Origin of the sequence: Limosilactobacillus caecicola (genome assembly GCF_943192935.1) — a bacterium.
Lineage (GTDB): Bacteria > Bacillota > Bacilli > Lactobacillales > Lactobacillaceae > Limosilactobacillus > Limosilactobacillus caecicola.
This window is the reverse complement of sequence record NZ_CALPCI010000003.1, coordinates 81,701-107,874: the sequence shown is the minus strand read 5'-3', so window position 1 is coordinate 107,874 and position 26,174 is coordinate 81,701. Positions and strand designations below refer to the sequence as shown.

Sequence of the window (26,174 nt, the reverse complement as noted above, 5' to 3'; positions counted from 1 at the left end):
TGTCAATTGAGCGCTTTCATTGTATCCTAAAACAGTTATTTAATTTGAGAAACGGGAGTTGAATGAACTATGGGATACTTAATTGCCTTAATTCCAGCTGTTTGCTGGGGGATCATGCCACTAATTTCGACCAAGGTTGGAGGCTCGTCCAGTAATCAAGTCTTTGGTATTGGATTGGGGGCATTGATTGTTTCAGTTATTAGCATGCTACTCATGCGTCCATCCATTGATCTAGTACCATTTATTGTTGCCATTGTATCTGGGGCTTGCTGGTCTATCGGTCAGTTTGGCCAATTTGCTTCCATGAAGAAAATTGGGGTTTCCAACACCATGCCGCTTTCCACGGCTTTCCAATTGATTGGTAATACACTAGTTGGTGTTTGCATCTTTCATGAATGGCGGGGTACTAAAGAAATCGCGATTGGTTTCATTGCCTTAGCCTTCGTTGTCGTTGGGGCGATGTTGACCTCGATTACTGATCGGTCATCTGGCAAGTCAGTCACTGCTAAGGACGTGATCTTTTTGCTGCTGACGACGATTGGTTATGTGATCTATTCTGCCTTTCCACAATTTCCGGTTTTGGCCCACACGGATTCAATCGCCATTTATTTGCCAGAAACAATGGGAATCTTGATTGGGGTCACAATTTACCAACTTATTACAGAGGGGCCAAAGGTATTTAAGCAACGTGGTCAGTATGCTAACATCCTGTCTGGATTGTTGTGGGGTGTTGCCGGACTTAGCTACATCTTTGGTGCTCGGGCAATTGGAATCACGGTTGCATTTATCTTTAGCCAAATGAACGTCATCATCTCGACGCTTGGTGGTATTTACTTCCTGCACGAAAGCAAGTCATCATTTGAAATGCGTTACACGATGATTGGTTTAGTATTAGTTGTGATTGGTGCCGTTGCCACTGTGTTTGCTTAAGATATACGTAAAAAAGAGGGGGCGTAGCTAGTCCTCCCCTTGCGGGAAAGCAACAATAGGGCTCCAGCATTCGGTTTTACCGGATGTTGGAGCCCTATTGTTGTACTGCGTTGTTCGTATTACAGCTAGGTTAGAGGGGTTATGTCACAGCCCCTTGATTGTTTCTAAATTTGTTTTTGGGTAATTTTGGCGGAACGGTAAAGTTGGTAAGCTGTCCACAAACAAACCGCGACGATCAACCAGGTCAGGATATGCATTGGCAAACTTTTGACGAATGTTGCTGCAACGTAAACACCAAGGATTCCCCCGATGATGAAACCAAAAACACCACGGTAAGATACCCGGTCTTCGCGAATAAAATTGTAGCTAGCAGCCGGCATTAATAGTGCACAGGAGAGCATCATAATTGGAAACGCTGCAATTGGCTTCATCCCGAGAAGGTAGACTAAAACCATACATGGGGCATACAGACCGACCCCCGCTGACATCAAAATCCCAAAGATAAAGTTACCAACAATGCCAATCACGAGTAGCCAACCATGCAGGCCGTATGAATTATTATGAGTCGCAAGCAGGCCAATCCACCCCATTTTGTTTGCTAACATTAATAGTGAGGTGATGGTCAGGGCGATCGCCATCACTTTTTGGATAATAGTGGTTTCCCAACGTGCCACGACGCGACTTCCGGCGTAAGAGCCCAGTACCGCAGCGACTACCATGGGAATGAGGGTTGGCAGCTCGACCGGGACTGCGGTAATAAAGAAGAACGATTCCATCATGGTTGGGATGGCTTGGATGGCATTCAGGGTACCAGGCAAGTAGCGTTCATCGGGCATGTAATGGGTCAGCCGGTAGAGCGGTGGCGTGGTTCCAAAACTCCCGATTCCTAAGGTATCACCAAAGTCAGTAACTACCCCAATCAGGAAACCAACCACATTAAATTTGAAGACCCGGCTTGTAGGATCGGATTTGGCGTGGCGAATGATTTCATATGCTAACCATAAGATACAAACTAGGACCAGGCCCAGAACTATTTTTAAGATCATCTTTTTTCCTCACAAATTTACTCGTGCCTATTAGTATAGCATGATTAACAATCTGAAGAAATAAGCGTAATCGTAAAGAAAATCAGAATAATTCGTGTTTTTTAATTTTAGATATTGAAAAGGCATTCATAAACAGATATGATTTGGAGTGTGAAGAAAAAATTGATTTATCAGAAAGAGGTTATCTAAATGGCACATGTTTCATTTGATAGTAGTGCTTTAAAGAAGTTTGTTCACGAAAATGAACTCGGAGAAATGCAAGCAATGGTGAATGCAGCAGATGCTGAGCTCCGGAATGGAACCGGTGCTGGCGCTGATTTCCGTGATTGGCTACATTTGCCAAGTGACTACGATAAGGAAGAATTTGCGCGGATCAAAAAAGCTGCCGACAAGATCAAAGACGATTCTGATATTTTGGTCGTAATTGGAATTGGCGGTTCCTACTTAGGTGCGCGGATGGCCATTGATTTCTTACACAATAGCTTTTATCAAGCACAATCTGCCGCAGACCGGAAGGCACCATTAGTGCTCTTTGCCGGTAATTCCTTGAGCTCTTCATATGTTTATGATTTGATTCAATTAATCGGTGACCGTGACTTCTCCGTGAACGTCATTTCAAAGTCAGGAACAACGACTGAACCATCAATCGCTTTCCGAATCTTTAAGCAAAAGTTGATTGATAAGTATGGTGAAGAAGAAGCCAATCAACGGATTTACGCTACTACCGATGCCAAGCGTGGCGCCTTAAAGAGCGAAGCAGACGATGCTGGTTGGGAAACCTTCGTGATTCCTGACGGTGTCGGTGGCCGTTACTCAGTGTTGAGTGCAGTTGGTCTATTACCAATCGCTGCTTCTGGAGCCGATATTGATAAGTTGATGGAAGGGGCCGCAGCGGCTGAACACACCTATACGGATCCTGATTTAACTAAGAATGAAGCTTATCAATATGCTGCTTACCGGAACATCCTTTACCGGAAGGGTTACGAAACTGAACTTCTGGAAAACTACGAACCGAATATGACCATGCTGGCAGAATGGTGGAAGCAACTAGCTGGTGAATCTGAAGGAAAGGACCAAAAGGGAATTTATCCATCTAGTGCCAACTTTACGACTGACTTGCACTCACTCGGTCAATACATTCAAGAAGGCCGGCGCTTCTTGATGGAAACCGTTGTTAAATTAGATGAACCAAACCACGATATGACGATTCCAGATGCCAAGAGTAATCTTGATGGATTGGAATACTTGCAAGGTAAGAACATGGACTGGGTTAACACCAAGGCTTATGAAGCGGTGGTTGCTGCCCACACTACTGGTGGTGTGCCAGTGATGACGGTGCACATTGACAAGGAAGATGAATATACCCTTGGGTACCTAATTTACTTCTTTGAAGTTGCCATTGCGATTTCCGGATACTTGAACGGAATTAACCCATTTAACCAACCAGGTGTTGAAGCATATAAGACTAACATGTTTGGCTTGCTTGGCAAGCCTGGCTATGAAGAAATTGGTGACAAGCTTCGTCAAGAAATGGCTGATAATCAATAATTTAGCTGTCAATACTTTGTGTCGTGCAGACTCATCGAGCTGTACGACACTTTTTTTGCGAAATTTTGGTAAACGGTTGCCAATAAGAGCTGAAGCTGCGATAATGTTGGTGAAAACGATTACAAATAGAGGTGTTAGTAATGTTACTAGGTAGTATTGAAGGTGGCGGTACTAAGTTTGTCTGTGCCGTGGGAAATGAAGATTATCAGATTCAAGACTTAAAAGTTTTTCCAACGACGACGCCAGAGGAGACTTTACAGAGGTCGATTGATTATTTTAAACAGTATCCAGAATTAAAATCGCTGTCAGTGGCGTCATTTGGTCCAATTGAAATTCGGCATAATTCTCCTAAGTACGGCTATATCACTGATACTCCAAAGAAGGGGTGGAGTAACACGGACGTGGTTGGTACCCTTGAAAAGGCTTTGAATATTCCCATTTTTTGGACTACTGACGTTAATGGTTCGGCGTTTGGGGAGTATGTTTTGTCAACCTTATTCAATCAAAAGTTGGACTCGTTAGTTTACTACACCATTGGGACCGGAGTGGGTGCCGGTGTGGTAGTTGATGGTAAATTCATTGGTAGTATGGGTCATCCAGAAATGGGGCATATTCGGGTCAAGCGGCATCCTGATGATCTCGACTTTAAAGGTATTTGTCCATATCATGGTGATTGCTTGGAAGGCCTGGTTTCAGGACCAACTTTTGATGCACGGCTTGGAAAGAGTGGCCGGGTAGTTCCGCTAACTGATCCCGTTTGGGACATCATGGCCTATTACGTTGCACAAGCGGCGTTGGACACTACGCTAATGTTACGCCCTGATAAAATTATTTTTGGTGGTGGGGTAACCAGCGAGGAATTCTTAAAGAAAGTTCGTCGTGAATTTGCTAAATTGATGAACAACTATGTAGATTGTGGACCTTTGGAAAGGTACATCACAATGCCATTGGCCGAAAATAATAGTTCTGCTACCGTCGGCAACTTTGCGTTAGCATTAAAGAATTTTGAAAGCTAGCATTAAAGAATTTTGAAAGCTAATTAAATGAAAACGCCAATGAAAGGTAACTTAAGGCCTTTAATTCATCAGGTGCAAAATCGCTTAGTGGTGTGGTTTGTCTTGGCAATTGTTCTGCAAATCATTGGTGAGTGGCAGCCGCTGCCCTTTGTTCGAATTATTGCCTGGTTAGCGGTTGGCTATTGTTTGTGCCTGCTAATTCTGCTGTTAATTTTGTTGATGATGAATAGAAAGTAAAACGGTCAGTTTCCGAAAATCGGGAACTGACCGCTTTTTGATTAGCTACTTTGTTTAGCGGAATTTTTATTATAGATGTTATTAACGGCTTGCACGTCAGTGTTTTGAATCGAGAAGAATGAACCAGATGACTGCATAACCGATTGACCACTATTGTGACTGAGGCCAATGGCGTGACCGAGTTCATGTTCAGCCGTATTGACGATTCGCTCGTGGGTATAGCCGTAACTAGGGTTCAATAAGTAGGCCTTGTTGAGATAAATATGACCATCAATAAAGTAGCCAGTTACTGTGTTTTCGTTCATTTGCGCTAAACCAGCGGCTTGATCACCACCATTGTTAGAACTGGTGGCAACGATGTCAGCGTTTTTGCGAGTGTGAACAATTGTAAATTTAAAGGCACCAGTATTGTTCCAAGCAGTAACAGCTTCTTCCATTGCCTGTTGTAAAGTGGCGTTATCCATCTTGATGTAAATCGTTGCGGTTCGTTTGGTCCAACGACCATCAATTTTATCCGTTTGGCTATTAACCGTGGATTGTTGGTTGGCAGCCTGATTTGAAGAACTGCTTGTCGAGGCTTTACCGCTAAATTGATCACTAACTTCTTTAACTGTCGCTTGTAGATAAGCGATGCCATTATCCGTTTGCCGCCGGAATTGATGGTTATTGGAATAGAACCACATGAACCCGCCAAATACGATTAGGTAGAGAAACAGGGATCTAAAAAGATTGCGTAATTTAATATAATCACATCCCAGTTAAGAGAATTTGTAGATAAAAATACCCCACTTAGTGGTGGGGCGTCAATAATCTTGCCAAAGTTTTAAGCTTTGTAACTTTAGTGTGGATATTGCTGGTTGAATTCGTAAACGAGTTCTGGCTCCTGGCTGATCCGCAGGTTTTTATTAATAGAGTCAATTTGAGCCATTTCTTCAGGAGTTAATGCAAAGTCGTAAATAGCGGCATTTTCCTTGATTCGTTGTGCATGGGCAGATTTTGGAATAAAGGAAATTCCATTTTGCAGGTGCCAACGTAAGATGATTTGCGCAGCAGATTTAACGTGCTTGTTGGCGATTTCTTGTAAGATTGGTTCTTCAAAAATACGGCCACGACCGAGCGGTGCCCAAGCCTGGGTCACAATGTGGTGATCATTGTTAAATTTGATCATTGGTTTTTCAGAGAGCCACGGGTGGCATTCCAACTGGTCAACAACCGGCATTTCTGAGGCTTGGGTAGCGAGGTATTGTAAGTGTACCATCCCATAGTTGCTGACTCCAATTGATTTGGTGAGTCCTTCTTTTTTCATCTCCTCAAAGGCTCGCCAGGTCTCAAAGAAAGGACCATTGATTGGCCAATGAACTAGCAATAAGTTGACATAGTCAAGTTGTAGTTTTTGCAAGGATTCCTTAACTGAATCGATGGCCTTTTGATAGCCTTGGTTGCTTTCGGCCACCTTGGTAGTGATGAAATAGTCATCCCGGTCAACGCTGAGGGATTTTAGGGCCTTGCCAAGGTCAGCTTCATTGCCGTACATTTGAGCAGTATCAAATAATCGATAACCATCTTCGTAGGCGTCCTGAATCGTTTGGGTAAAGGTTGCTGAGTCAGTTAATTTATAAACTCCGAACCCTTGTTGAGGCATTTTCTGCCCGTCAGCAAGGGTTAAATAATTGTCTTGGATAGTTGTCATGATTTTCCTTCTTTCGAACAGTCGGTAACGACAAGGCTAAAATACTATATATTAAGCATAGCCAACCAACGGGAGTAAATCAACAATCTGAGCCGATTTTACTTAGTTAACGGGGAGGTTAATTGCTCAGTGAATTTAGTATAAAAGCTAACCGGATTATCAAGCTTTTCAGGGCCAAAGATACCTAATTCTTGCATAACCTCACTTTGCTATTTGGGAACTGATAAGAAGAGGTGGATGGTTGGTAAGAGAATATTGAACCGTTGCAAAAATAAAAATGCCTTAACCATGCGGTTTAAGACATTCACAAACATGTTTGAGAGTATAAAAAATCACCCGCACGGGGATCGAACCCGTAACTCCGCCTTGAGAGGGCGACGTCTTAACCAATTTGACCAGCGGGCAAAAATACTTACTAAGTAAGTATACTAAACCATCTGATAGTATGTCAATGCTTACTCAAAGGAGAGCTCAATTAAATAGGCATGTTGAGCCTCAACGTGGCCAGTCGTCATCCAGACATCGTGATATCCTGGATTATCCTGAGTGGTCATATCAAAGTAGTAATCAAGTAAATCACCGTTTTTTGCAACGAAGTCAGGTGACAGTCGGTTGACCATTAATTTGTGGTCTGGAAAATAATAGGACTGGTCGGAGACTTTTAAACGGTCAGAAATCGTGATGGTCACCGCGTTCGAATATTGAGGAACTGTCGCGATGACTAAATCGGGATGGTGGTAAATTTTGGATAAAACGTAATAAAGCGCATCAGAATTACTAGCCATATTTTTCTCCTTTCGCATTAACTCTTTAATTCTAACAAATTTTGTTGAAAAGGGAGAACTGATTATAAAAATTCTTGCGTCTGATTCAGAAATTTTGTATAATATCTGTGTTGTTATTTTTGGGTATTCGCCAAACTGGTAAGGCAGCGGACTCTGAATCCGTAATCTACTGGTTCGAGACCAGTATACCCAACTTCAAAAGCCGTTAACCAAAGTTAACGGCTTTTTTCTATACCGTTGATCGAGAGATTGCAGCTTAGCACTCAGAAATTGCGATATTCATCTCAAAATGTTTTTACAAATGATTTAAAATTGTTTCAAAAACATTACATATGCGTTACAATATAATTGTAATCAATTAAGAATAACTTTTTAAAAATACTGGTTAAGGGGGTTACAATTATGAAGAACGTACAAGGTAAATTATTGACGGGCACCGTTTTGTTGATGTCGGCATTTCTCTTAGGAGGTTGTGCTTCTAGCAGTGCAACAACATCGTCTTCAAGAAGCAATAAAGCTTCATCTGCAAAGGTCGTTAAGAAGAATCATAAGAGTAACAAAGCCAGTGACACTTCCACAACGGCTGCTAGTCAAAGTTCATCTGCTAAAGTTGCGAGCGTGCAAAACTCAGCCACTGGTGTTAAGAGTTCTAGTAGCCAAGCTATTAGTCAAGCCGCTGTTCGTTCACAAGTTCGCTCCAGCTACGCGGCTACAAAGTCTGCTAGCTCGACGAAAGCAAGCCAACAAGTTAGTGACAACGATGTTTTGAACAATTTCTTAGCTACTAGTGGTGTTCAACAGGCCGAGGGAAATCAATACATTGTTCAAAACCAAGGCAATGGCCAATACCGGATTGAAGTTCGTAACACTGGTTCGGACCAAGACCAAAATGTTTCTAACTTAACTGGTTTCTACAACTACAACACTAACAACAATTCTGTTCAGAAGATGGATCCAGTTACTGGTCAATTCAACTAATTATTATTTAAAACCCAAAAAGCTCTCCGCAGTGCGGGGAGCTTTTTTCGTTAAAAATGTAAATTCAGCATTGTTACGAGACAGTAGGTTAAACCGCTAGCAATCACCGGTCCGGCTGCAATTCCTTTGAAGAGCACCACACCCATGATGGTGCCGAAGACTAAGGCGACGGTAACTTGTGGCGAAGCGGACAGCTGATTAACACCGAATCTGGACAAAATCGCAACCGCGATTCCCATCGCAATCGCAATCCACCCAGCGGGAGTTTTAAAAACGTGAATTAAATCATGAAAAGTAATTTCACCGGTCGCGATCGGTACTAAAATTGCAATTGAAATAATGGTGACTCCCCAATTAATTCCTTTGTTTTGGATAATTGGCAACCATTTATTAGTAAACGGCAGTGCCTTTAAAAGCAGCACAACGATGGTGGCCACAATTAAAGACGTATTTTTACCAAGGATAGCAATGATCAAAACTAATGCTAAAAATAACCAAGTTTCCATAGATGATCCTCCTGACAAAAAGATTATACTATATCCCATTTTTTTCTTGAAATTGGAAGGGAAGAGAGTATGATAGAAAACCGTTAGGTACCTAATGGTTAGGTACCAGTAGAAAGTTGGTGAGATTAAATGGGAAAAAAACAACAACTTTTCCGTGAATTAATGAAAACCACCAGGATGATCCATGAAGTCGCATTGCGCAATCGCAACCAAATTGGTCATTTTCAGGGTGGCGGACAAATTATTGCCGTACTTGGTCGCCATGATAATCATTATTTTCAAAATGAATTGGCGAAGCAAGTGCATGTGCGCCCTGGCTCCTTGTCTCAAGTCCTGACGCGCTTGGAAAAGAATGGTCTGATCACCCGTCACCGTGATGAGCAGGATCGGCGACAGGTGATTGTAACATTAACTGAACAGGGGCGACTTAAGAACCAAGAATTAGACGCGGAACGCCAAGAATTTATGGATGCATTATTGGATAAATTAACGATTGAGGATTGTCAGGCATTAATCCGGATTGGAAAGTTAATGACAGCTGGTCTTCAAGAACACTATCAAAAGTAAGGTGAAGATGAAATGATCAAGATTGCAAAACGAAATCTCGAATGGTTACCAACCTTGCTGGCAGTGATTTTTCTCTGCTTTCAGGTGGCGGCCGACCTCTATTTGCCAACCATCACTTCTGATTTGATTGACAAAGGGGTTTTAAAACAAGATATTGCCTATATTTGGGTTGAAGGTGGCAAAATGCTAATTGTGGCAGCCGTTGGTTTGCTTGCTGCAGCGGTAAACGTCTACTTCGCTTCAACCCAAGCAATGAAAGTTGGCCGGAAGCTCCGGGACCAAATTTATAAAAAAATCCTGCATTTTTCGAGTCAGGAAATGAGCAAGTCTGGTGATTCATCGCTCATTACCCGATCCACCAACGATATTGTGCAGATTCAAAATGTAATGGTGCAGATCTTGCGGATGATGCTTCAGTCACCAATTATGCTAGTTGCTGCTATCGTGTTGGCATACTATCGTGAGCCACGCTTGACGAAGGTGTTCGTGATTTCCTTGCCAGTCTTGGCGATTGCCATCATTGCCATTATGTATTTTGCCATTCCACTCTTTAAGAGTATCCAGCAAAAGACTGACCGGATTAACCTGGTTTTCCGAGAAGGCTTAACTGGTGTCCGTGTTATTCGGGCATTTAACCAGGACGAAACAGAACAAAATAAGTTTAAAAAAGCTAACGAAGACTACACCAATACGGGGATTAAGGCGTTTACGTTAGTATCATTTCTGTTTCCAATCATGACTTTGGTATTAAGCTTAACAAATATCGGAATTATTTGGCTTGGTGCTAAGTTAATTGGTCAAATGAGTATGCAAGTCGGAAATCTGATTGCTTTCATGACTTATTCAACCCAAATTTTGATGAGTTTCATGATGCTATCCATGATCTTTGTCTTTGTCCCACGTGCATCGGCCTCTGCTAAACGGGTGAATGCGGTCCTTGATCAGCCGTACATCATTAGTGATCCGGAAAAGGCAACGACAGTGGATCCATCAACGCCGGCTTCACTAGACTTTGATCACGTCGACTTCCGTTACACCGGTGCGGAAAATCTTGCGCTAAAGGATCTGGACTTTAAGATTCATGCCGGCCAAACCTTGGCCATCATTGGAGGAACCGGTTCCGGGAAGTCTTCCTTAGTGAACTTAATTCCACGGTTATTTGATATTGAAAGTGGCCAGATTAAAGTGAATGGTTACCCGATTGACCAGTTATCACAGCATGATTTGCATAAGCTGATTTCGATCACACAACAGAAAGCGGTTCTGTTTTCTGGAACGATTCGTTCGAACATGCAATTTGGCTTGGAAAATGCTACTGATGAACAAATTTGGCATGCTTTAGACATCGCTCAGGCGAGTGATTTTGTCAAGGAAGCCGGTGGGTTAGACGCCATTGTAGAACAAAATGGTAGTAACTTCTCAGGCGGCCAACGGCAACGGTTAGCGATTGCTCGGACGATCATTAAACCAGCCTCCGTTTACATTTTTGATGATTCGTTCTCTGCACTAGATTTTAAGACTGATGCTAAATTACGGATGGCATTGAACCAAGATCCGGAATTGCAGAAAGCGGTGACGGTGATCGTTGCGCAACGGATTTCGACGGTTGCTGATGCCGACCTTATTCTTGTCCTTGATGATGGTAAGGTCGTTGGCCAAGGTAATCACCAACAACTAGTGGCAGAAAACAAGACTTACCAACAAATTCTGAACTCACAAATTCAAAAGGAGGCGCATCACCATGCATAATGGACGTGGACCACGGCGGGGCAAGCCGGACAAAGCGACCCACTTTTGGCCAACAACCAAACGACTGATTTCATACCTTGGACCTTGGAAATGGGGAGTGATCATTTCCATTGTCATGGCCATTTGTTCAGTCATTCTCTCCATTTTGGCACCAAAGATTCTTGGTGAAGCGACAACAACCATTTATGATGGAATTTTAAAGGGGTATCGGGAGATGAAGGCGGGAGTCCACCTGCACTCACTACCGATTGATTACCAAAAGATTCTTCACATTGCGATTGTCGTTATTTTGCTGTACGTCTTCTCTGGCTTATTTAGTTTTGTCCAACAAGTGATGATGACCCGGATTTCACAAAAAGTGGTTTATAATCTGCGGCAGGACTTGAAGGAAAAAATGAAGCTGGTACCGATTAAGTACTACGATACCCATTCCAACGGTGACATTATGAGCCGGATGGTTAATGATATGGATAACATCGCTGGGACGTTGCAACAAGGGATGATTCAGATTATTACCAGTACAATCACGTTTGTTGGTGTGCTGGCCTTGATGATTTCAATTAGTTGGAAGTTAACTTTAGTGGCCTTGATTATTATTCCGCTCAGCCTGCTGATTGTTGGCTTTGTGGCGCCAACCGCCCAAAAATTATTTGCGCGTCAACAAGCTGCCCTCGGCCAAATTAATGATCAGGTCGAAGAAACCTATGCTGGTCATACCATTGTCCGGGTGTTTAACCACGAAGAAGACGAGGAACAAGAATTTGCCAAGAAAAACCAAAATTACTACCAAGCGGCCTGGAAAGCGCAATTCTTCTCAATCCTTATTTTCCCATGTATGAACTTTGTCCGAAATGTTGGTTACTTACTAGTCGCCGTTGTGGGAGCTATTCAGGTGGCTCACGGACAAATCACCTTAGGGAATGTCCAAGCCTTCCTTCAGTATTCTAACCAATTCTCACAACCAATTACTCAAATTGCCAACCTTTCAAGTACGATCCAGCAAACCATTGCGTCGGCAGAACGGATTTTTGAGGTTCTGGATGAACCTAATATGGATACGGAATTAGCCACCACGCCAGCTCGTTCAGGCGAGCAACCAGCGATTGAATTTGACCATGTTCAATTTGCTTACAATCAAAACGAATCATTAATTGAGGACTTCAACTTAAAGGCCCCGCGGAATAAAATGGTCGCCATCGTTGGTCCAACTGGTGCTGGGAAGACCACAATTATTAACTTGCTTGAACGATTTTATGATGTTGATGGTGGCCACATTTACTATGATGGTCACGATACGCGTTCCATGACACGTGAGCAACTACGGCATCATGTCGGAATGGTTCTTCAAGACACGTGGCTTTTTACAGGAACCATTTTTGACAACATTAAGTATGGTCGAATGGACGCTACCGATGAAGAAGTTTATCAGGCTGCTAAACTTGCCTATGCCGATAATTTCATTCGGGAGCTGCCCGATGGTTACAACACCGTCTTGGATGAAACGGCTTCGAACATTTCTCAAGGGCAACGGCAATTACTGACGATCGCGCGGGCTTTCCTTGCTAATCCAGATGTTTTGATCTTGGATGAAGCAACGAGTTCCGTGGATACGCGAACGGAAGCGTTAATTCAGAATGCGATGAATGATATTCAAAAGGGTCGGACTAGCTTTGTTGTCGCCCACCGGCTTTCAACCATTCGGGATGCTGACCAGATTATTGTGATGAATCATGGTCACATTATTGAGACGGGAAATCATGACTCATTGATGGCCAAGAATGGCTTCTACGCCGACTTGTACAACAGTCAATTTGCTGGCAATCAGTTAGCAGAATCATAAGGAAGCGAGCGGAAAATGCAGGATAAGTACCGACAAACGATCCGATTACTCAATCAAATGGTTACTGAGCAGATTGTTCCTGGCGTCAGCTATGCAATTTTTGATGGTTCCCACATGATTAAGCGGGTTGTAGGGATGGCCGAGGTAGTTCCTCAAAAAATCCCGCTCCGTGACGGAATGCAATATGATTTAGCATCATTGACGAAGGTGATTGGCACAGTGCCGGTGATTGCTATTTTGCTTCAAGCTGGGGCACTCCATTTGGATGATTCGGTCTGCCAATATTTGCCAGAAGTTCAGAATTCAGAAGTGCGGATTCGGAATTTGATTACCCACACAGCGGCGATTGAAGGTTATATTCCTCACCGGAACGAACTACCTGCAGACCAATTATTGACCAGTTTATTAACGATGGAGCAAATTGGTTCCAACCTCAACAAAAATATTCTGTATACGGATATTGGCTTTATCTATTTAGGATTGATTGCGGAACGAATCTGGGGTCAACCCATTCAGGTACTGAGTCAGCGCCATGTCTTTCGTCCGTTAGGCATGACACGGACAACGTACGTCCCACACTGGCAGGATTGTGTTCCAACCGAAGTTCAGAATCAACGAGGATTGATTCGGGGACAAGCCCACGATCCCAAGGGGTACATCTTGCAACGGCATTGTGGAAGTGCTGGCTTGTTTTCAACGCTGGATGATTTATTAAAATTTAGTCATGCATTGCTTGAAACCAACTTAGACCACATTTTGACCACGTCGACCGTGGAGATGATGTTTCATGACCAAACTCCACTTCATGGTGACCATAATCGGGGCTTAGGTTGGAAACTTTTACATGCCCGCACACCTGACCAACATCCGATTATTAGTCATACGGGATTTACTGGGACCTGGATCATTCTTGATCAGCAGACTGATCAGGGCATGGTTGTTCTTTCCAACCGGGTTCACCCCCGTGCTGATAATGATGATTACCTTAATTACCGGGGACGAATTATGGCTAATTATTTAATGGAAAAAGATCAATAAAAAGCAGTGGCCTGTGAGGGTTATCCCTCACAGGCCACTGCTTTAATTAATTGAAATAACGCCGTTTAACACGGTCCAAACGCATTACCATCAGAGTTTCTAGTAAGCAGAGGAGTGATACTAGTGGCAGGTAAGTGGCGGATGGGGTAATGAAAATGATAAAAATCAAAATCCAGGATGCCCAGTTCCAGCGCCGGTCAAGTTTTAGCGCCCGGGCTAACTTTTCGCGTTCACTTGTATTTTGAATTTTGGTCGCCTGATTGGTTAGAAAACTGAAGAGGCGAAATTCCCAAAAAGATTCAGCAATAAAAATGACGGTAATAATGGTCACAAAAATCGATGACATTGCGTTGACCTCCTAGAAAGTTGGCTTGATTTCTAGGGATTTCTGCTGAGCAAGATCGGCATTTGGGTATTTATTATGTAATGCCTCTAGCAGCATTCGTTTAGCAAGCTTGCCATTCCGGGTTAAAATTGGACCATGGAAGTAGGAACAATAAGTATGCTTGTAAATTGCTCCCTCTGTTTGATCTTCACCGTTATTGCCATGTCCTTGTTGGACAATGCCGAGAGGCTTTTCATCGTCACCTAAGAAAGTGCGCCCATTGTGATTTTCAAAACCGTGATACAGGTCACCGGTTTCTTCATTTTTGATCATAATGTCCCCGATAAAGCGAGTTTGGTTTTGCATGGCGGAACGCTGATTGCTTTGAGTTACGGTGTAGTGACTGAGGATGCCGGCGCCAGGGATTTTGTCTCCGTTGGCATCGACATAGTATTTACCCAAAAGTTGGAAGCCACCACAAATGGCAAGAAATGGTTTTCCGTCATTAATAAATTGTTCCATTCCAGCCCGTTTTTTGGGAATATCTTTGGAAATTACCGATTGTTCAAAATCTTGACCACCACCAAATACAGCAATGTCAAAACGGGTCGGGTCAAAATCGTCATCAATGCTGACGACTTCGGCAGTGATTTCGGTATCCATCTGGCGACCATAATATTTGAGAGCAATAATATTGCCGATATCACCATAGGTATTCATCAGGTCACCATAGAGATGTGCAACATGTAAATGATATTTTGCCATTAATCCATGCCTCCTTGAATGTACTTGCGTTCAGATAATTCTTTTCTAAGTTGGAGCATTGCAGTATAACTTGAAAGCAGGTAGACGTTGTCCGTTGGTAATTCTTTGATCAGGTCAATCACTTTGGTCAGGTTTGGTTCCTCTTGCAGTTGGTCAATGCCAGCCATCTTTAAACGGGTTGAAATATCTTTGTAACGTTCACCACCGGTAAAGAAGGCCTTAATTCGTGAATCATTTAATTTTTCAAAGTTCCCATCCCAAATCCAACTGGTGTCAATTCCGTCAGCATAGTTAGCGTTTAATAAAAAGCCGAAGCTAAATGGTTGGGGCTCAGTCAACACCATATCGATCACTTGATTGAGGCCGACTGGATTTTTAACGAGAACCAGGGTGACCCTTTTACCATCGACATCAATGATTTCCTGCCGCCCAAAAACATGTTCATCAGCTTCAAAAGCGTGCTGAATTTGTTCTGGGGTAATGCCAAGGAAACGGCCCAGCGAATAGGCTGCCAGAGCATTGTAGATGTTGTAAAGCCCTCCAACACCAATTTCAAACTGGTGACCATCGATCTCAAATTTAGAGGAGGTTGGCGTCATATTGCCTAAAGCTGTGACTTTGTACGTTAATTCTGGACGGTGAAAACCACAATGAGGACAGAAATACTCACCAAGACTGGCATAAGTGAGGTTATGGAAATGAAGAATGTGTTGACACTTCGGACATAGCAAGCCGTCAGTGTTAGCTGGTGCCCGCAAATCATCTTGATGGTCATTGGCAAAACCGTAATAAATCACGGGGTTTGGTAAATCCTTGGTGTTAAAGATTTGTTCGTCACCGTTAGCAATAATGGTAGCCTGTGGAGCAAGCTTCACCCCTGCTAAAATTTTGTCATAGGTTGTGTAAATTTCACCGTACCGATCCATTTGGTCACGGAAAAGGTTCGTCATGACAATTGCAATCGGCCGGATGTGTTTGGTGACCATCCGGACATTTGCTTCGTCCACTTCCAGGATTGCCAACCCCTTTTGCTTAGCCCGTGGGGCAGTGATAAATGCAGTGACAATTCCTTGCTCCATGTTGGATCCTGAAGGATTTGTGACAACGTCTTGGTATTTTTCACGGGCAACCCGGACACTTAACGCAGTGGTGAGAGTTTTTCCATTGGTACCGGTAATAATCACCAAATCATACTTTTTGGCAAATTCACTCAGAATATTTGGATCCAGCTTGAGGGTGATTTTTCCTGGTAATGAACTTCCCCCATGAAAAACATTATGTAAGAACCAATAACTGGATCGTCCTGCAAATTCTGCAAATGAGCTTCGAATTGACATGTTATTTTTTCCTTCCACAATATACTTTTATAAGTCACCATTTTAAACGTTCTTGTTATAAAAAGAAAGCGTCCCGATTTCCCTTAAAGAAAATGTAAGTGCCAGTCGAAAGTGCTTTGTCAAGATTACCTATTCAAAAAGCTGGTCTTTTCCGCTATAATTGAACAGTACTATTTCATGAGAAAAAGGTGAAAATATTGGCGCAGTTATTTTTTAAATATGGCGCGATGAATTCCGGAAAATCAATTGATATTTTAAAAGTGGCTCATAATTATGAAGAGCAAAATAAACCTGTCGAATTGCTCACTAGTGGGGTTGATACACGGTCAGGTCGAGGCATTATTGCTAGTCGCATCGGCCTCAAACGGCGGGTGACGCCAATTATGAATGATACAGATATCTATCAATTGGTGCAGGAAAAACTGACTCAGCACCGAATTTACTGTGTGTTGATAGATGAGGCCCAATTCCTGACTAAGCAGCATGTGATGCAATTGACGAAGATTGTTGATGAACTCAATATTCCTGTTATGACCTTTGGACTCAAAAACGATTTTAAAAACGAATTATTTGAAGGCTCAAAGTATTTACTACTTTATGCAGACAAAATTGAGGAAATGAAAACAATCTGCTGGTTCTGCCCACGCAAAGCCATTATGAACTTACGGATTCATGACGGTCAGCCGGTGTATGAGGGTGACCAAATTCAGGTAGGGGGTAATGAATCATACTACCCAGTTTGCCGTAAACACTATTTTCACCCCGAATTAAATCGCGAACAGGAGAATGACTAATGGAAATGGAAGAAATCTTTGATAAATTACAAGCGGTTGCTGACCGCTATGATGAATTAAATGAATTGATCAGTGATCCAGAAGTCATTGCTGACAGTCAAAGGTTCATGAAGCTTTCCAAAGAAGAAGGAAGTCTCCGTGAAACCGTCGAGAAGTATCACCAATACCAAAAAGTAACCCAAACCATCAAGGATGATGAGGACCTTCTGCGGGATACCAAGGATGATGAACTCATCGAAATGACCAAGGAAGAACTAGCTTCTTCAAAGGACGAACAGGAGAAACTGGCTCAAGAGTTAGAGGTCCTTTTGATTCCCAAAGACCCTAATGATGATAAAAACATTATCATGGAAATTCGTGGGGCTGCTGGTGGTGACGAAGCCAGCTTATTTGCTGGTGACCTCTACAATATGTATTTGCACTATGCTGAAAACCAAGGCTGGAACGTTGAAGTGGTTGACAAAACTGAAACCGAGGTTGGTGGTTTTAAAGAAATCGTGCTCATGATTACTGGTGATAAGGTGTACTCCAAATTAAAGTTTGAAAATGGAGCGCACCGTGTTCAACGGGTGCCAGTCACTGAATCGGCAGGTCGGGTCCACACCTCGACGGCGACCGTTGGCGTGATGCCTGAGGCTGAAGATGTCGAAATTGATTTGGATCCTAAGGACATTCGGGTGGACGTTTACCGTTCATCTGGTGCTGGTGGACAACACATCAACAAGACGTCTTCTGCCGTGCGAATGACACACTTGCCAACAGGAATTGTTGTGGCCATGCAAGATGAACGTTCACAACAGCAAAACCGTGCGAAGGCGATGCGGATTTTGAAGGCCCGGGTCTACGATTACTACCAACAAAAAGAACAGAGTGCGTACGACCAAAAGCGGAAAGATGCCATCGGTACGGGTGATCGGTCTGAACGGATCCGTACCTACAACTACCCCCAAAACCGGGTGACTGACCACCGGATTGGTTTGACTTTGAATAAGCTTGATAAGATTATGGATGGTGATTTGGATGAAATCATCGAAGCCTTAATTATCGCAGACCAAACTAAGAAATTGGAGCAATTACGGAATGAGTAATTGGACATACTTTCAAGCCCAGCGATGGGCTTCTTCTTTTTTAAAAAAGCTTAATCGGGATCCCAATGCGCCACGTTTTGTTTTGATGATGATCCATGGGTGGAGTGATGCTGACCTGTTGATGCATAATCGGGAAATAATGTCTGATGACGAAAAACAACGTTATCAAGCAGCGATTCTTCGGATTGCCAAAGATGAGCCCACCCAGTATGTTGTGGGAAAGGCCCCATTTTTTGGCCGAACTTTTGTTGTAAACAGTGACGTGCTCATTCCAGAAGTTGAGACTGAGGATTTAATCGAGTGGGTGTTGGCTGAGATGCCAGAGAAAAAGCCCCTAAAAGTGTTGGATTTGGGGACCGGTAGTGGAGTGATCGGGATTACGTTGGCTTTAGAACGCCCTCGCTGGCAGGTCACTTTAAGTGACATTTCGGCAAGTGCTTTGCGTGTGGCTACTGCTAATCAACGATTGCATGGAACCAACCTCCGGCAAGTAACAAGTGACCTTTTTGCTGAATTAACGGGTGAACGGTTTGATTTAATTGTGACCAACCCACCTTATGTATCACCAAATGCATTAGATGTGATAGATCCGGCGGTGGTTAAGTACGAACCACCGTTGGCGCTGTTTGCTTCGGAAAACGGGCTTGGATTTTACCATCGTCTTTTTCACGAAATTGATGCGCATTTAAATCCTGATGGTGTATTATTTGGGGAGACGGGCTATGATCAAGAAGAATCGATTCAACGCCTATTTTACCGATTGCAACCAACGGCAACGATTCAAACCAAACATGATTTGGCTGACCGGATGCGGATGATTAAAGCATGGAATTTTGATAAATAATCAAGGTGAAGAGCATGGAAACTAAAATTTTTCAAAAAGATCAAATTCAAGAGGCTGCTGCCGCCCTTAGAGCAGGAGAGTTAGTGGCGTTTCCAACAGAAACGGTTTATGGATTAGGAGCCGATGCAACTAATGAAACAGCGGTTAAGAGGGTTTATCAGGCTAAGGGACGCCCAAGCGATAATCCTCTAATTGTTCACGTTGCGTCCGTGGCAATGGTTGAACAGTATGCGGCTGAAATTCCAGATAAAGCACGTCAACTGATGGCACAATTTTGGCCGGGATCTTTAACGATTATTTTGAAAATTAACCCCGGGGCCCTTTCTAAGACCGTGACTGGTGGGCTTTCAACAGTGGCGTTTCGTTTTCCCAATTCGGTGCCAACTTTGGAGCTGATTAAAGAAGCCGGGGTGCCAATGGTGGGACCATCAGCAAATACTTCTGGGAAGCCCAGTCCGACGACCGCTCAACATGTTTACCACGACTTAAAAGGAAAAATTTTTGGCATTTTGGATGATGGGCCGACTCAAGTGGGTGTTGAATCCACGGTTCTTGATATGTCAACTAATCAACCAGTGATTTTGCGGCCAGGTGCAGTTACTAAAGCCGACATTGAAAGTGTCGTTGGCTCAATTGATTTGAATCATCATCACGTTGGCAAAAACGAAACTCCAAAGGCACCAGGAATGAAGTACAAACACTATGCGCCAAATGCCCAGGTCTACATTGTTGATCCTGATGATGACTGGTCCGCTGTTATGCGATGGCTTCAGCAACAGGCCTTTCCAGTCGGGGTAATGGCGGAGCAAAATATTTTAACGGGGCTTCAATTACCAAGTAATGCCGAACCATTCTCCCTTGGTAACGGTATTAATGATGCCAGTGCACGGCTTTTTGATGGATTACGCCATTTTGATGACGAACAGAATGTGAAAGCGATCGTAACCCAAGCTTTTCCTACCAGTGGACTTGGCTTAGCCTACATGAATCGTTTGAATAAATCGGCGGGTGGGGCTCATTTTATCGACGCGCTTTCCAGAGAAAAATAAGATAAAATGGTCCGAAGGTCTAACAAATGGTCTAGTTTTTGGTACAATGGTTGAGAAACATAAAGGAGTGTATTAACCATGGGAAAGTTTGAAGTTTTAGACCATCCATTAATTCAACATAAATTAACAATGATCCGCGACAAAAATGTTGGTACCAAAGCCTTTCGGGAAACCGTTAAGGAATTAGCCACTTTGATGGCATATGAAGTTTCCCGTTCGATGCCATTAAAGGATGTCGAAATCGAAACACCAATTGCCAAGACTACGAAAAAGGAACTGGCAGGGAAGAAAGTCGCAATTGTACCAATTCTCCGTGCGGGGCTAGGAATGGTTGATGGAATGACCGAGCTAATTCCCGCAGCTAAAATTGGCTTTATTGGGATGTACCGTGATGAAGAAACTTTGAAACCTCATGAATACTTCGTTAAGTTGCCAAATGATATTACAGAGCGACAACTATTTGTGGTTGATCCGATGTTGGCAACTGGTGGTTCCGCGATCATGGCGATCGAAGCTCTCAAGAAACGTGGTTGTGCTGAAAAGAACATTAAGTTTGCTTGTTTAGTTGCTGCTCCAGAAGGGGTTAAAGCTGTTCGGGAGAAATTCCCAGATGTTGACCTTTACACTTGTGGTTTGGATGATCACTTAAATGAAGATGGTTACATTGTGCCAGGCTTGGGTGATGCCGGTGACCGCCTGTTTGGTACTAAGTAATAAAAAAGATTCAAGTTGAAAAACTTGAATCTTTTTTATTTAAAATTGCCGGTTATATTCAATCATTCGAACATCACCTGGGACCGTCATGGCCAGCTCTGTCACTCCGGCGTTACTAGGGAAGTTGTTAATGATATTGGTCCCCAAAAAATCAGCAATGGTTCGAATAAAGGCCCCATGGGAAATAATCAACACATTGCCACCCTGCGGAACAGCTTGGGTAATATGGTAAAGACCAGTTCGGAACCGGTTGATAATCTCGGGGTAGAGTTCTGCTTGGTGGGTTAAATCCTCGTCTTGCATGATCCTGCGCACTTCTGCAAAGCCTTTTTTTGCAATGATATCGTCCTGGCTAGTAAAACCATAACGCTGGCAAATTTTTTGAAAAACCTCGTCTGCGGGTAGCCCCTCAAAGGAGGAAAAAAAGACCTCGCGAAACGCTTTATCTGTACTAATTTTGGCCGGCTGTTGGTTTAGCTGTTGGACAATCAGGTCACGAGTTTCGACAGCCCGGTGGAGGTCTGATGAAACTACTAGTTTAAACGGGATTTGACGGAGACCCTGGCCAGTGGCAATTGCTTGCTGCTGGCCTAATTCAGTTAATTCGGAGTCGATCCACCCTTGGAGGCGATGGAAATTGTTTAAGAAGGTTCGGCCGTGTCGAACAACGTATAGATGGTACTTTTCCATTCATTTCATTCCTTCATTCAAGATTCTGTTACAAGCTATTTTAAAACATTTCAGTGCAAAACACGAATGGTTGTGATTGTGTAAAGATCTTTTGAAATGAGAATGCCTTTTGAAAAATCGGGTACAATGGTGATGATTAAGCGAAAGAAGATCTGAAAATGTGGAAATTGAGAAACTGGTGGCAACTGTCTAAGCGGATGACACTGTTGTTACTGATGATTGGCGTCAGCCTCGTTGCCCTTATTTTTAATAATCAGCAGTTATACCAACAACCGGTTGGCCGGATTGAACATGCGGCCGTTGTGAACCGTGAAAAAGCAACGGATCAGTTTAATAATGTTGATTATCAATTTAAACAGCGCCTCCGGATCAAGGTGTTGAATGGCCGTTACCGTGGTAAAACAATTGCGGCGGTCAATACCTATACGAAGTCAGGCGGGATGGATCAACGCTACCGTGTTGGTCAACACGTTTTATTGTCACAAATTACTGGTAAAAGCCAACGTCTGACAGGGAACGTTACTGGATTAAAACGTGATTCTGCGGTAGTCGCCCTTTGCCTGGTCGTGTTGCTATTATTGATCGGCTTGCTGGGCAGGAAAGGTTTAAATGCGTTTTTTACCGCAATCCTTAATATTGGATTATTCTTCGTCGCCATTAAGGTTGATTTACAGACTCAAGCTCAGGAAATGGTGGTTATCTTTGCAAGCGTCGCCTTTTTAATGGCCTTGATGACGTTGTTAATAACGTTCGGGTGGGGACGCCAAACCTGGGCTTCACTTTTGGCGACGACTGTTGGGGTTGGCATTGCGGTATTCATTTTTCTGTTAGTCAGCACTCTTACGGGGGAGAAGGGACTCTATTACGAAGCTATGCAATACGTGACCCAAAATTATCGGCTCCTTTACATCTGCGAAGTCATCATTGGTTGTTTAGGAGCCGTGATGGACGAAGCTAGTGATATCCTGGCAACGCAATTTGCTATCAAAGATCTGCGTCCGCATGTCAAATGGCACACACTTTTCTTGGCAGGTCGCGACGTTGGCAAAACGGTGATGGGGCCCCTGGCAAATGTTCTACTAATGATTTTTCTTTTTTCAACCCTTACTAACGCAGTTTTGATGTTGCGGAATGGTAATTCGTGGGGATACATATTTCGGATGGCGATGAGCTTAGGAGTTGCCCAGAGCCTGGTGTCCGGGATTGGTATTGTCATGACTGTGCCAATTATTAGTGCGATTGCAGGGTATTATCTAGCGAGGAAGTGATCAAAGTGGGAACAATTACCGGATTAGGGCTAGTCTTGCTGGTGCTCATGATCATCATTGGTGGTAAGCAGGGGTGGCTATCCTTTTTGGGTCTTCTCCTGAATTTTATTTATTTTTATATTAGTTTGGTCCTCGTTGCTCTCCATGCTGAACCACTAATTGTGACGGTGATTATGGGATTATTAATTTTAGCAACAACGATCTTTATAGGAACTGAAGATTTACAAATTAGTCTGAGTGCGTTTGAGGCAGCGGTAGTTGTAATGGTGCTGATCATTGTAGTCACTCAGGTGATGGAACATTTCGTTCAAGCGACCGGCTTTAGTACCGAAAATAGTAGTGAGCTGGAAGGAATGTCGATTTTAATTGGAATTAATTATGTTAAATTAGGGGTCATGACCACCATTCTAAGTTGTCTTGGGGCAGTAGCGGAAGCGGCAATTGCCATCGCTAGTGGGGTCAGTGAAATTACTCACCAAAGTGATTCCATAATTGCTTCAGCAGAGCTTCGGCAAAGCGGTCGTGAAATTGGTCAACAGATTATTAGTACAACCCTCAATACGCTATTGATGGGGTTTTTAGGTAACTTGATGGCACTGCTTATTTGGTTTGTCGGACTTAACTACTCCTTGGCAACTATTATTAATAACAAAATTTTGGTTGCGGAAGTAGTGACCGTGTTAATCTCCTTTATTGGCGTGATTGTGACTGTGCCTTTGACCACTGAATTTGTAATTTGGAATTATCAAAATGGTGTTGACAACCGCTGATAAAGTCAGTATGATACAAGCAATTGAAAGAAACCTTTAATTGGGTCCAGAGAGGCCCCAAAGGTGCGTTAAAATATCATTGCTAGCCGATGCTAGGCAAATTTTGCGTAATCCCTGGGACCTTTGTGGTTCCAGGGATTTTTTTGAAGGGAGACTAGCATAATGGCAAAAAGACGTGATGTAGTGCTCGATGTCGATGAGCGTCCAAAACCAGCACAATGGGTTGGCTTATCATTACAACACATGTTTTCAATGTTTGGCTCAACCGTGTTGGTGCCGATTTTAGTGGGACTGAACCCAGGAATTGCGTTATTTAGTTCAGGGGTTGGAACGCTAATCTATCTTTTGATTACCAAGCATAAAATTCCGGCATACATGGGGTCAAGTTTTTCATTTGTTGTGCCGATGATGGCATTAATGAAAACCACTGGTTATCCTGGAATTGCCCAAGGCACGATTGCCGTCGGGTGTGTTTATTTAATTGTTTCGTTAATCGTAAGCTTCTTTGGTTCTGCATGGATTGATCGGATTCTACCACCAATTGTTGTTGGGCCGGTAATTGTGGTGATTGGTCTTTCTTTAGCTGGTACAGCTGCCAAGGATGCAACAATCAACAATGGCCATTATGATTTAAGATTTTTTGCGGTGGCGATGATTACAATGTTGCTGACTGTTGCCTTTAATATGTACTTCAAAGGCTTTTTAGGACTGATCCCAATCCTAATGGGAATTGTCTTTGGCTATGGAGTTGCCGTTTTGTTTGGCATTGTAGACTTTAGGCCGGTTATGAGTGCCCATTGGTTTAGCTTACCCCAATTTCAGATTCCATTTTTGAACTACAGCCCCCAATTCTATTGGGGAGCAATTCTAAGCATGGCACCAATTGCCTTTGTGACAATGACTGAACATATGGGACATATCATGGTCCTGAATGAATTGACTGAACGCAACTACTTCAAGAATCCGGGCCTCAATCATACGCTTGCGGGGGATGGGACAGCTTCCATTATTGCCGGATTCGTTGGTGGCCCGCCAGTAACCAGTTATGGTGAAAATATTGGTGTCTTAGCAATCACTAAAGTCCATAGTGTTTATGTGATCACTGGTGCTGCGTTATTCGCTGTTTTCTTTAGTTTTGTTGGTAAATTAAGCGCGTTGATTGAGACGATTCCTTCGCCAGTGATTGGGGGAATTTCATTCCTATTATTTGGAACAATTGCTTCTAGTGGTCTGCGAGTGATGATTGATGACCAGATTGATTTCAATAAGAAACGAAACTTGATGATTGCCTCAGCAATCTTGGTAATCGGAATCGGGAATGCCTACTTAAAGCTTGGCCAATACCAGTTCTCAGGCTTAGCGGTAGCCGCAGTCTTGGGCATTGCTTTGAATTTAATCCTGCCCCAAGAGGCGGCGAGCGAACGGCAAAATGAAAATTAGATTATAAACGTTTAAAAAGTGCGTTTTTCTTGATATAACAACGCCGAAACCGCTTTAAAGGCCGTTGAAATTTCCAAAAAAAGATGCTATATTAATGCCTGTAATTTGAGTGATCATCATGGGTTGCCCAGCTTACAGACCTTATTTTTATGTTATGAGGAAAAGAGGTGGAATATAAATGGGCGGTGATGCTTATACTTTTAACCTGTTTGGTTTGACGTTTAATATCACTAACATGATCTCAGGCCTAGTAGTTTGTGCAATTGTGTTCTTTCTTTTATTTGGATTGTCTCGACATATTCAAATGAAACCAAAAGGTGGGCAAAACGTCTTAGAGTGGTTAATTGAATTTACAAATGGAATCGTCCGTGGCCAAATGGACCGCGACATTGGTGGCATGTATAGCTACTTTATTTTCATTTTGTTTATTTTCATTTTTGTTGCCAACCAATTGGGGTTGATCCTGCAAGTTGGTTGGAACGGCCACGAACTGGTTAAAAGTCCGACAGCCGATCCGGTAATTACCTTAACCTTCTCACTGATGGTCATTGTGCTATCTCATTTTGCAGGTTTAATTAATAAGGGAGTTAAAGGATATTTTGCAGGCTTTGTTTCACCAAGTGCAATTATGTTGCCAATTAATCTAATTGAAGAAGTAAGTAATTTCTTAACTCTTGGTTTGCGGATTTTCGGGAACATTTATGCGGGTGAACTGCTGCTTGGACTGCTCGGTCAAATGGCTTTCTCGCACGGATGGCCAACAATCATTGCTAGTCTGCCAGTTGAAATGATTTGGCAAGGATTCTCAGTGTTTATTGGTTCAATCCAAGCTTATGTCTTTGTAACATTAACTACGGTTTATATTTCTCGGAAGGTTTCTGGGGATTAGATATATAGGATTATAAGGAGGTACTCCAAAATGGGTGCAATTGCTGCTGGTATCGCTGCCGCTTGTGCAGCGCTCGCTACTGGTTACGGAAATGGTTTAGTTATTTCTCACACTATTGATTCAATGGCTCGCCAACCACAAATCGCTAGTCAATTACGGACGACGATGTTCATTGGTGTTGGTTTGATCGAAGGGGTTCCAATTCTGGCGATCGTTGTTGCTTTCTTGGTGATGAACAAGTAGTAACCATTCAAAATGATTTAAAGAATAG

The 26,174-nt window shown here is 43.0% G+C and carries 28 protein-coding genes and 2 tRNA genes; 20 read left to right on the top strand and 10 right to left on the bottom strand.

The window, feature by feature from the left end; translation table 11 throughout:
• Positions 1–69 precede the first annotated feature (69 nt).
• On the top strand, positions 70–930 hold the full coding sequence (locus tag NFR43_RS05725) for a GRP family sugar transporter (protein WP_251547336.1): 861 nt from the start codon (positions 70–72) through the stop codon (positions 928–930).
• A gap of 164 nt (positions 931–1,094) precedes the next feature.
• On the opposite strand, the gene NFR43_RS05720 is transcribed toward NFR43_RS05725, so the two are convergent.
• Complete coding sequence (locus NFR43_RS05720; protein ID WP_251547334.1) at positions 1,095–1,976, bottom strand: sulfite exporter TauE/SafE family protein; 882 nt, start codon at positions 1,974–1,976, stop codon at positions 1,095–1,097.
• Between the two features lie 189 nt (positions 1,977–2,165).
• On the opposite strand from NFR43_RS05720, the gene NFR43_RS05715 reads away from it, so the two are divergent.
• The 3 genes from NFR43_RS05715 (at position 2,166) to NFR43_RS05705 (ending at position 4,777) form a co-directional block, all read left to right on the top strand.
• Positions 2,166–3,524 (top strand): glucose-6-phosphate isomerase, encoded by a 1,359-nt coding sequence (locus tag NFR43_RS05715; protein ID WP_251547332.1) that lies wholly within the window; start codon positions 2,166–2,168, stop codon positions 3,522–3,524.
• Positions 3,525–3,664: 140 nt separating this feature from the next.
• Positions 3,665–4,540 carry a fructokinase ScrK gene (scrK, locus tag NFR43_RS05710; protein ID WP_251547330.1) on the top strand — a complete coding sequence of 292 codons (876 nt, stop codon included), beginning with the start codon at positions 3,665–3,667 and terminating at the stop codon, positions 4,538–4,540.
• 27 nt (positions 4,541–4,567) lie between these two features.
• Positions 4,568–4,777 carry a hypothetical protein gene (locus NFR43_RS05705; protein WP_251547328.1) on the top strand — a complete coding sequence of 70 codons (210 nt, stop codon included), beginning with the start codon at positions 4,568–4,570 and terminating at the stop codon, positions 4,775–4,777.
• A gap of 41 nt (positions 4,778–4,818) precedes the next feature.
• On the opposite strand, the gene NFR43_RS05700 is transcribed toward NFR43_RS05705, so the two are convergent.
• The 4 genes from NFR43_RS05700 to NFR43_RS05685 form a co-directional block, all read right to left on the bottom strand.
• A complete protein-coding gene (locus NFR43_RS05700) occupies positions 4,819–5,460 on the bottom strand; it encodes a matrixin family metalloprotease (RefSeq protein ID WP_251547320.1) in 642 nt (213 codons plus the stop codon).
• Between the two features lie 155 nt (positions 5,461–5,615).
• A complete protein-coding gene (locus NFR43_RS05695) occupies positions 5,616–6,467 on the bottom strand; it encodes an aldo/keto reductase (protein ID WP_251547318.1) in 852 nt (283 codons plus the stop codon).
• A 332-nt stretch (positions 6,468–6,799) separates the two neighbouring features.
• A tRNA-Glu gene (locus NFR43_RS05690) sits at positions 6,800–6,872 on the bottom strand.
• A gap of 50 nt (positions 6,873–6,922) precedes the next feature.
• Positions 6,923–7,252, bottom strand: coding sequence for a hypothetical protein (locus NFR43_RS05685; protein WP_251547317.1), 330 nt, complete (start codon positions 7,250–7,252; stop codon positions 6,923–6,925).
• Positions 7,253–7,372: 120 nt separating this feature from the next.
• On the opposite strand from NFR43_RS05685, the gene NFR43_RS05680 reads away from it, so the two are divergent.
• Both NFR43_RS05680 and NFR43_RS05675 read left to right on the top strand, forming a co-directional pair.
• A tRNA-Gln gene (locus NFR43_RS05680) sits at positions 7,373–7,445 on the top strand.
• 209 nt (positions 7,446–7,654) lie between these two features.
• Positions 7,655–8,230, top strand: coding sequence for a hypothetical protein (locus NFR43_RS05675; protein WP_251547316.1), 576 nt, complete (start codon positions 7,655–7,657; stop codon positions 8,228–8,230).
• A gap of 50 nt (positions 8,231–8,280) precedes the next feature.
• Here the strand turns inward: NFR43_RS05675 and NFR43_RS05670 are convergent, their stop codons facing one another.
• A complete protein-coding gene (locus NFR43_RS05670) occupies positions 8,281–8,736 on the bottom strand; it encodes a DUF441 domain-containing protein (protein ID WP_251547315.1) in 456 nt (151 codons plus the stop codon).
• 129 nt (positions 8,737–8,865) lie between these two features.
• On the opposite strand from NFR43_RS05670, the gene NFR43_RS05665 reads away from it, so the two are divergent.
• From NFR43_RS05665 to NFR43_RS05650, 4 genes are read left to right on the top strand one after another with little or no spacing between them, the layout of a single operon-like run.
• Positions 8,866–9,303, top strand: a complete 438-nt coding sequence (locus NFR43_RS05665; RefSeq protein ID WP_251547314.1) for a MarR family winged helix-turn-helix transcriptional regulator — start codon at positions 8,866–8,868, stop codon at positions 9,301–9,303.
• Between the two features lie 12 nt (positions 9,304–9,315).
• Complete coding sequence (locus NFR43_RS05660; RefSeq protein WP_251547313.1) at positions 9,316–11,052, top strand: ABC transporter ATP-binding protein; 1,737 nt, start codon at positions 9,316–9,318, stop codon at positions 11,050–11,052.
• Positions 11,045–12,892, top strand: a complete 1,848-nt coding sequence (locus tag NFR43_RS05655) for an ABC transporter ATP-binding protein (protein ID WP_251547312.1) — start codon at positions 11,045–11,047, stop codon at positions 12,890–12,892. Before NFR43_RS05660 ends, NFR43_RS05655 begins: the two co-directional genes overlap by 8 nt.
• 15 nt (positions 12,893–12,907) lie before the next feature.
• On the top strand, positions 12,908–13,930 hold the full coding sequence (locus NFR43_RS05650) for a serine hydrolase domain-containing protein (protein WP_251547311.1): 1,023 nt from the start codon (positions 12,908–12,910) through the stop codon (positions 13,928–13,930).
• Positions 13,931–13,976: 46 nt separating this feature from the next.
• Here NFR43_RS05650 and NFR43_RS05645 read toward each other — a convergent pair whose 3' ends face one another.
• The 3 genes from NFR43_RS05645 to NFR43_RS05635 are packed head-to-tail and all read right to left on the bottom strand — an operon-like array spanning position 13,977 to position 16,357.
• On the bottom strand, positions 13,977–14,276 hold the full coding sequence (locus NFR43_RS05645) for a hypothetical protein (RefSeq protein ID WP_251547310.1): 300 nt from the start codon (positions 14,274–14,276) through the stop codon (positions 13,977–13,979).
• A gap of 12 nt (positions 14,277–14,288) precedes the next feature.
• Positions 14,289–15,020: a type 1 glutamine amidotransferase gene (locus tag NFR43_RS05640; RefSeq protein ID WP_251547309.1), complete on the bottom strand. Its 732-nt coding sequence runs from the start codon at positions 15,018–15,020 to the stop codon at positions 14,289–14,291.
• Entirely contained in the window at positions 15,020–16,357 is a 1,338-nt protein-coding gene (locus tag NFR43_RS05635) for a Mur ligase family protein (RefSeq protein WP_251547308.1), read from the bottom strand. Before NFR43_RS05635 ends, NFR43_RS05640 begins: the two co-directional genes overlap by 1 nt.
• A gap of 197 nt (positions 16,358–16,554) precedes the next feature.
• On the opposite strand from NFR43_RS05635, the gene NFR43_RS05630 reads away from it, so the two are divergent.
• The 5 genes from NFR43_RS05630 (at position 16,555) to upp (ending at position 20,846) form a co-directional block, all read left to right on the top strand.
• Positions 16,555–17,151 carry a thymidine kinase gene (locus NFR43_RS05630; protein ID WP_251547305.1) on the top strand — a complete coding sequence of 199 codons (597 nt, stop codon included), beginning with the start codon at positions 16,555–16,557 and terminating at the stop codon, positions 17,149–17,151.
• Positions 17,152–17,156: 5 nt separating this feature from the next.
• Positions 17,157–18,239, top strand: coding sequence for a peptide chain release factor 1 (gene prfA, locus NFR43_RS05625; RefSeq protein ID WP_251547600.1), 1,083 nt, complete (start codon positions 17,157–17,159; stop codon positions 18,237–18,239).
• Complete coding sequence (prmC, locus tag NFR43_RS05620) at positions 18,232–19,083, top strand: peptide chain release factor N(5)-glutamine methyltransferase (protein ID WP_251547303.1); 852 nt, start codon at positions 18,232–18,234, stop codon at positions 19,081–19,083. Before prfA ends, prmC begins: the two co-directional genes overlap by 8 nt.
• 14 nt (positions 19,084–19,097) lie before the next feature.
• Entirely contained in the window at positions 19,098–20,132 is a 1,035-nt protein-coding gene (locus tag NFR43_RS05615; protein WP_251547301.1) for an L-threonylcarbamoyladenylate synthase, read from the top strand.
• A 78-nt stretch (positions 20,133–20,210) separates the two neighbouring features.
• A complete protein-coding gene (upp, locus tag NFR43_RS05610) occupies positions 20,211–20,846 on the top strand; it encodes a uracil phosphoribosyltransferase (RefSeq protein WP_251547299.1) in 636 nt (211 codons plus the stop codon).
• A 39-nt stretch (positions 20,847–20,885) separates the two neighbouring features.
• Here the strand turns inward: upp and NFR43_RS05605 are convergent, their stop codons facing one another.
• Positions 20,886–21,536: a histidine phosphatase family protein gene (locus NFR43_RS05605; protein ID WP_251547297.1), complete on the bottom strand. Its 651-nt coding sequence runs from the start codon at positions 21,534–21,536 to the stop codon at positions 20,886–20,888.
• Between the two features lie 158 nt (positions 21,537–21,694).
• Between NFR43_RS05605 and NFR43_RS05600 the strand changes: the two genes are divergently transcribed.
• The 5 genes from NFR43_RS05600 to atpE all read left to right on the top strand — a co-directional run bounded on the left by NFR43_RS05600 (position 21,695) and on the right by atpE (position 26,146).
• Positions 21,695–22,804, top strand: coding sequence for a YibE/F family protein (locus NFR43_RS05600; RefSeq protein ID WP_251547295.1), 1,110 nt, complete (start codon positions 21,695–21,697; stop codon positions 22,802–22,804).
• Between the two features lie 5 nt (positions 22,805–22,809).
• Positions 22,810–23,574: a YibE/F family protein gene (locus NFR43_RS05595; RefSeq protein WP_251547293.1), complete on the top strand. Its 765-nt coding sequence runs from the start codon at positions 22,810–22,812 to the stop codon at positions 23,572–23,574.
• Positions 23,575–23,736: 162 nt separating this feature from the next.
• On the top strand, positions 23,737–25,014 hold the full coding sequence (locus tag NFR43_RS05590) for a solute carrier family 23 protein (protein WP_251547291.1): 1,278 nt from the start codon (positions 23,737–23,739) through the stop codon (positions 25,012–25,014).
• 178 nt (positions 25,015–25,192) lie between these two features.
• The gene (gene atpB, locus NFR43_RS05585; protein WP_251547289.1) at positions 25,193–25,903 is read left to right on the top strand and encodes a F0F1 ATP synthase subunit A; all 711 of its coding nucleotides are present in this window, start codon (positions 25,193–25,195) and stop codon (positions 25,901–25,903) included.
• 30 nt (positions 25,904–25,933) lie between these two features.
• Positions 25,934–26,146: a F0F1 ATP synthase subunit C gene (gene atpE / locus NFR43_RS05580; RefSeq protein ID WP_251547287.1), complete on the top strand. Its 213-nt coding sequence runs from the start codon at positions 25,934–25,936 to the stop codon at positions 26,144–26,146.
• Positions 26,147–26,174 lie beyond the last annotated feature (28 nt).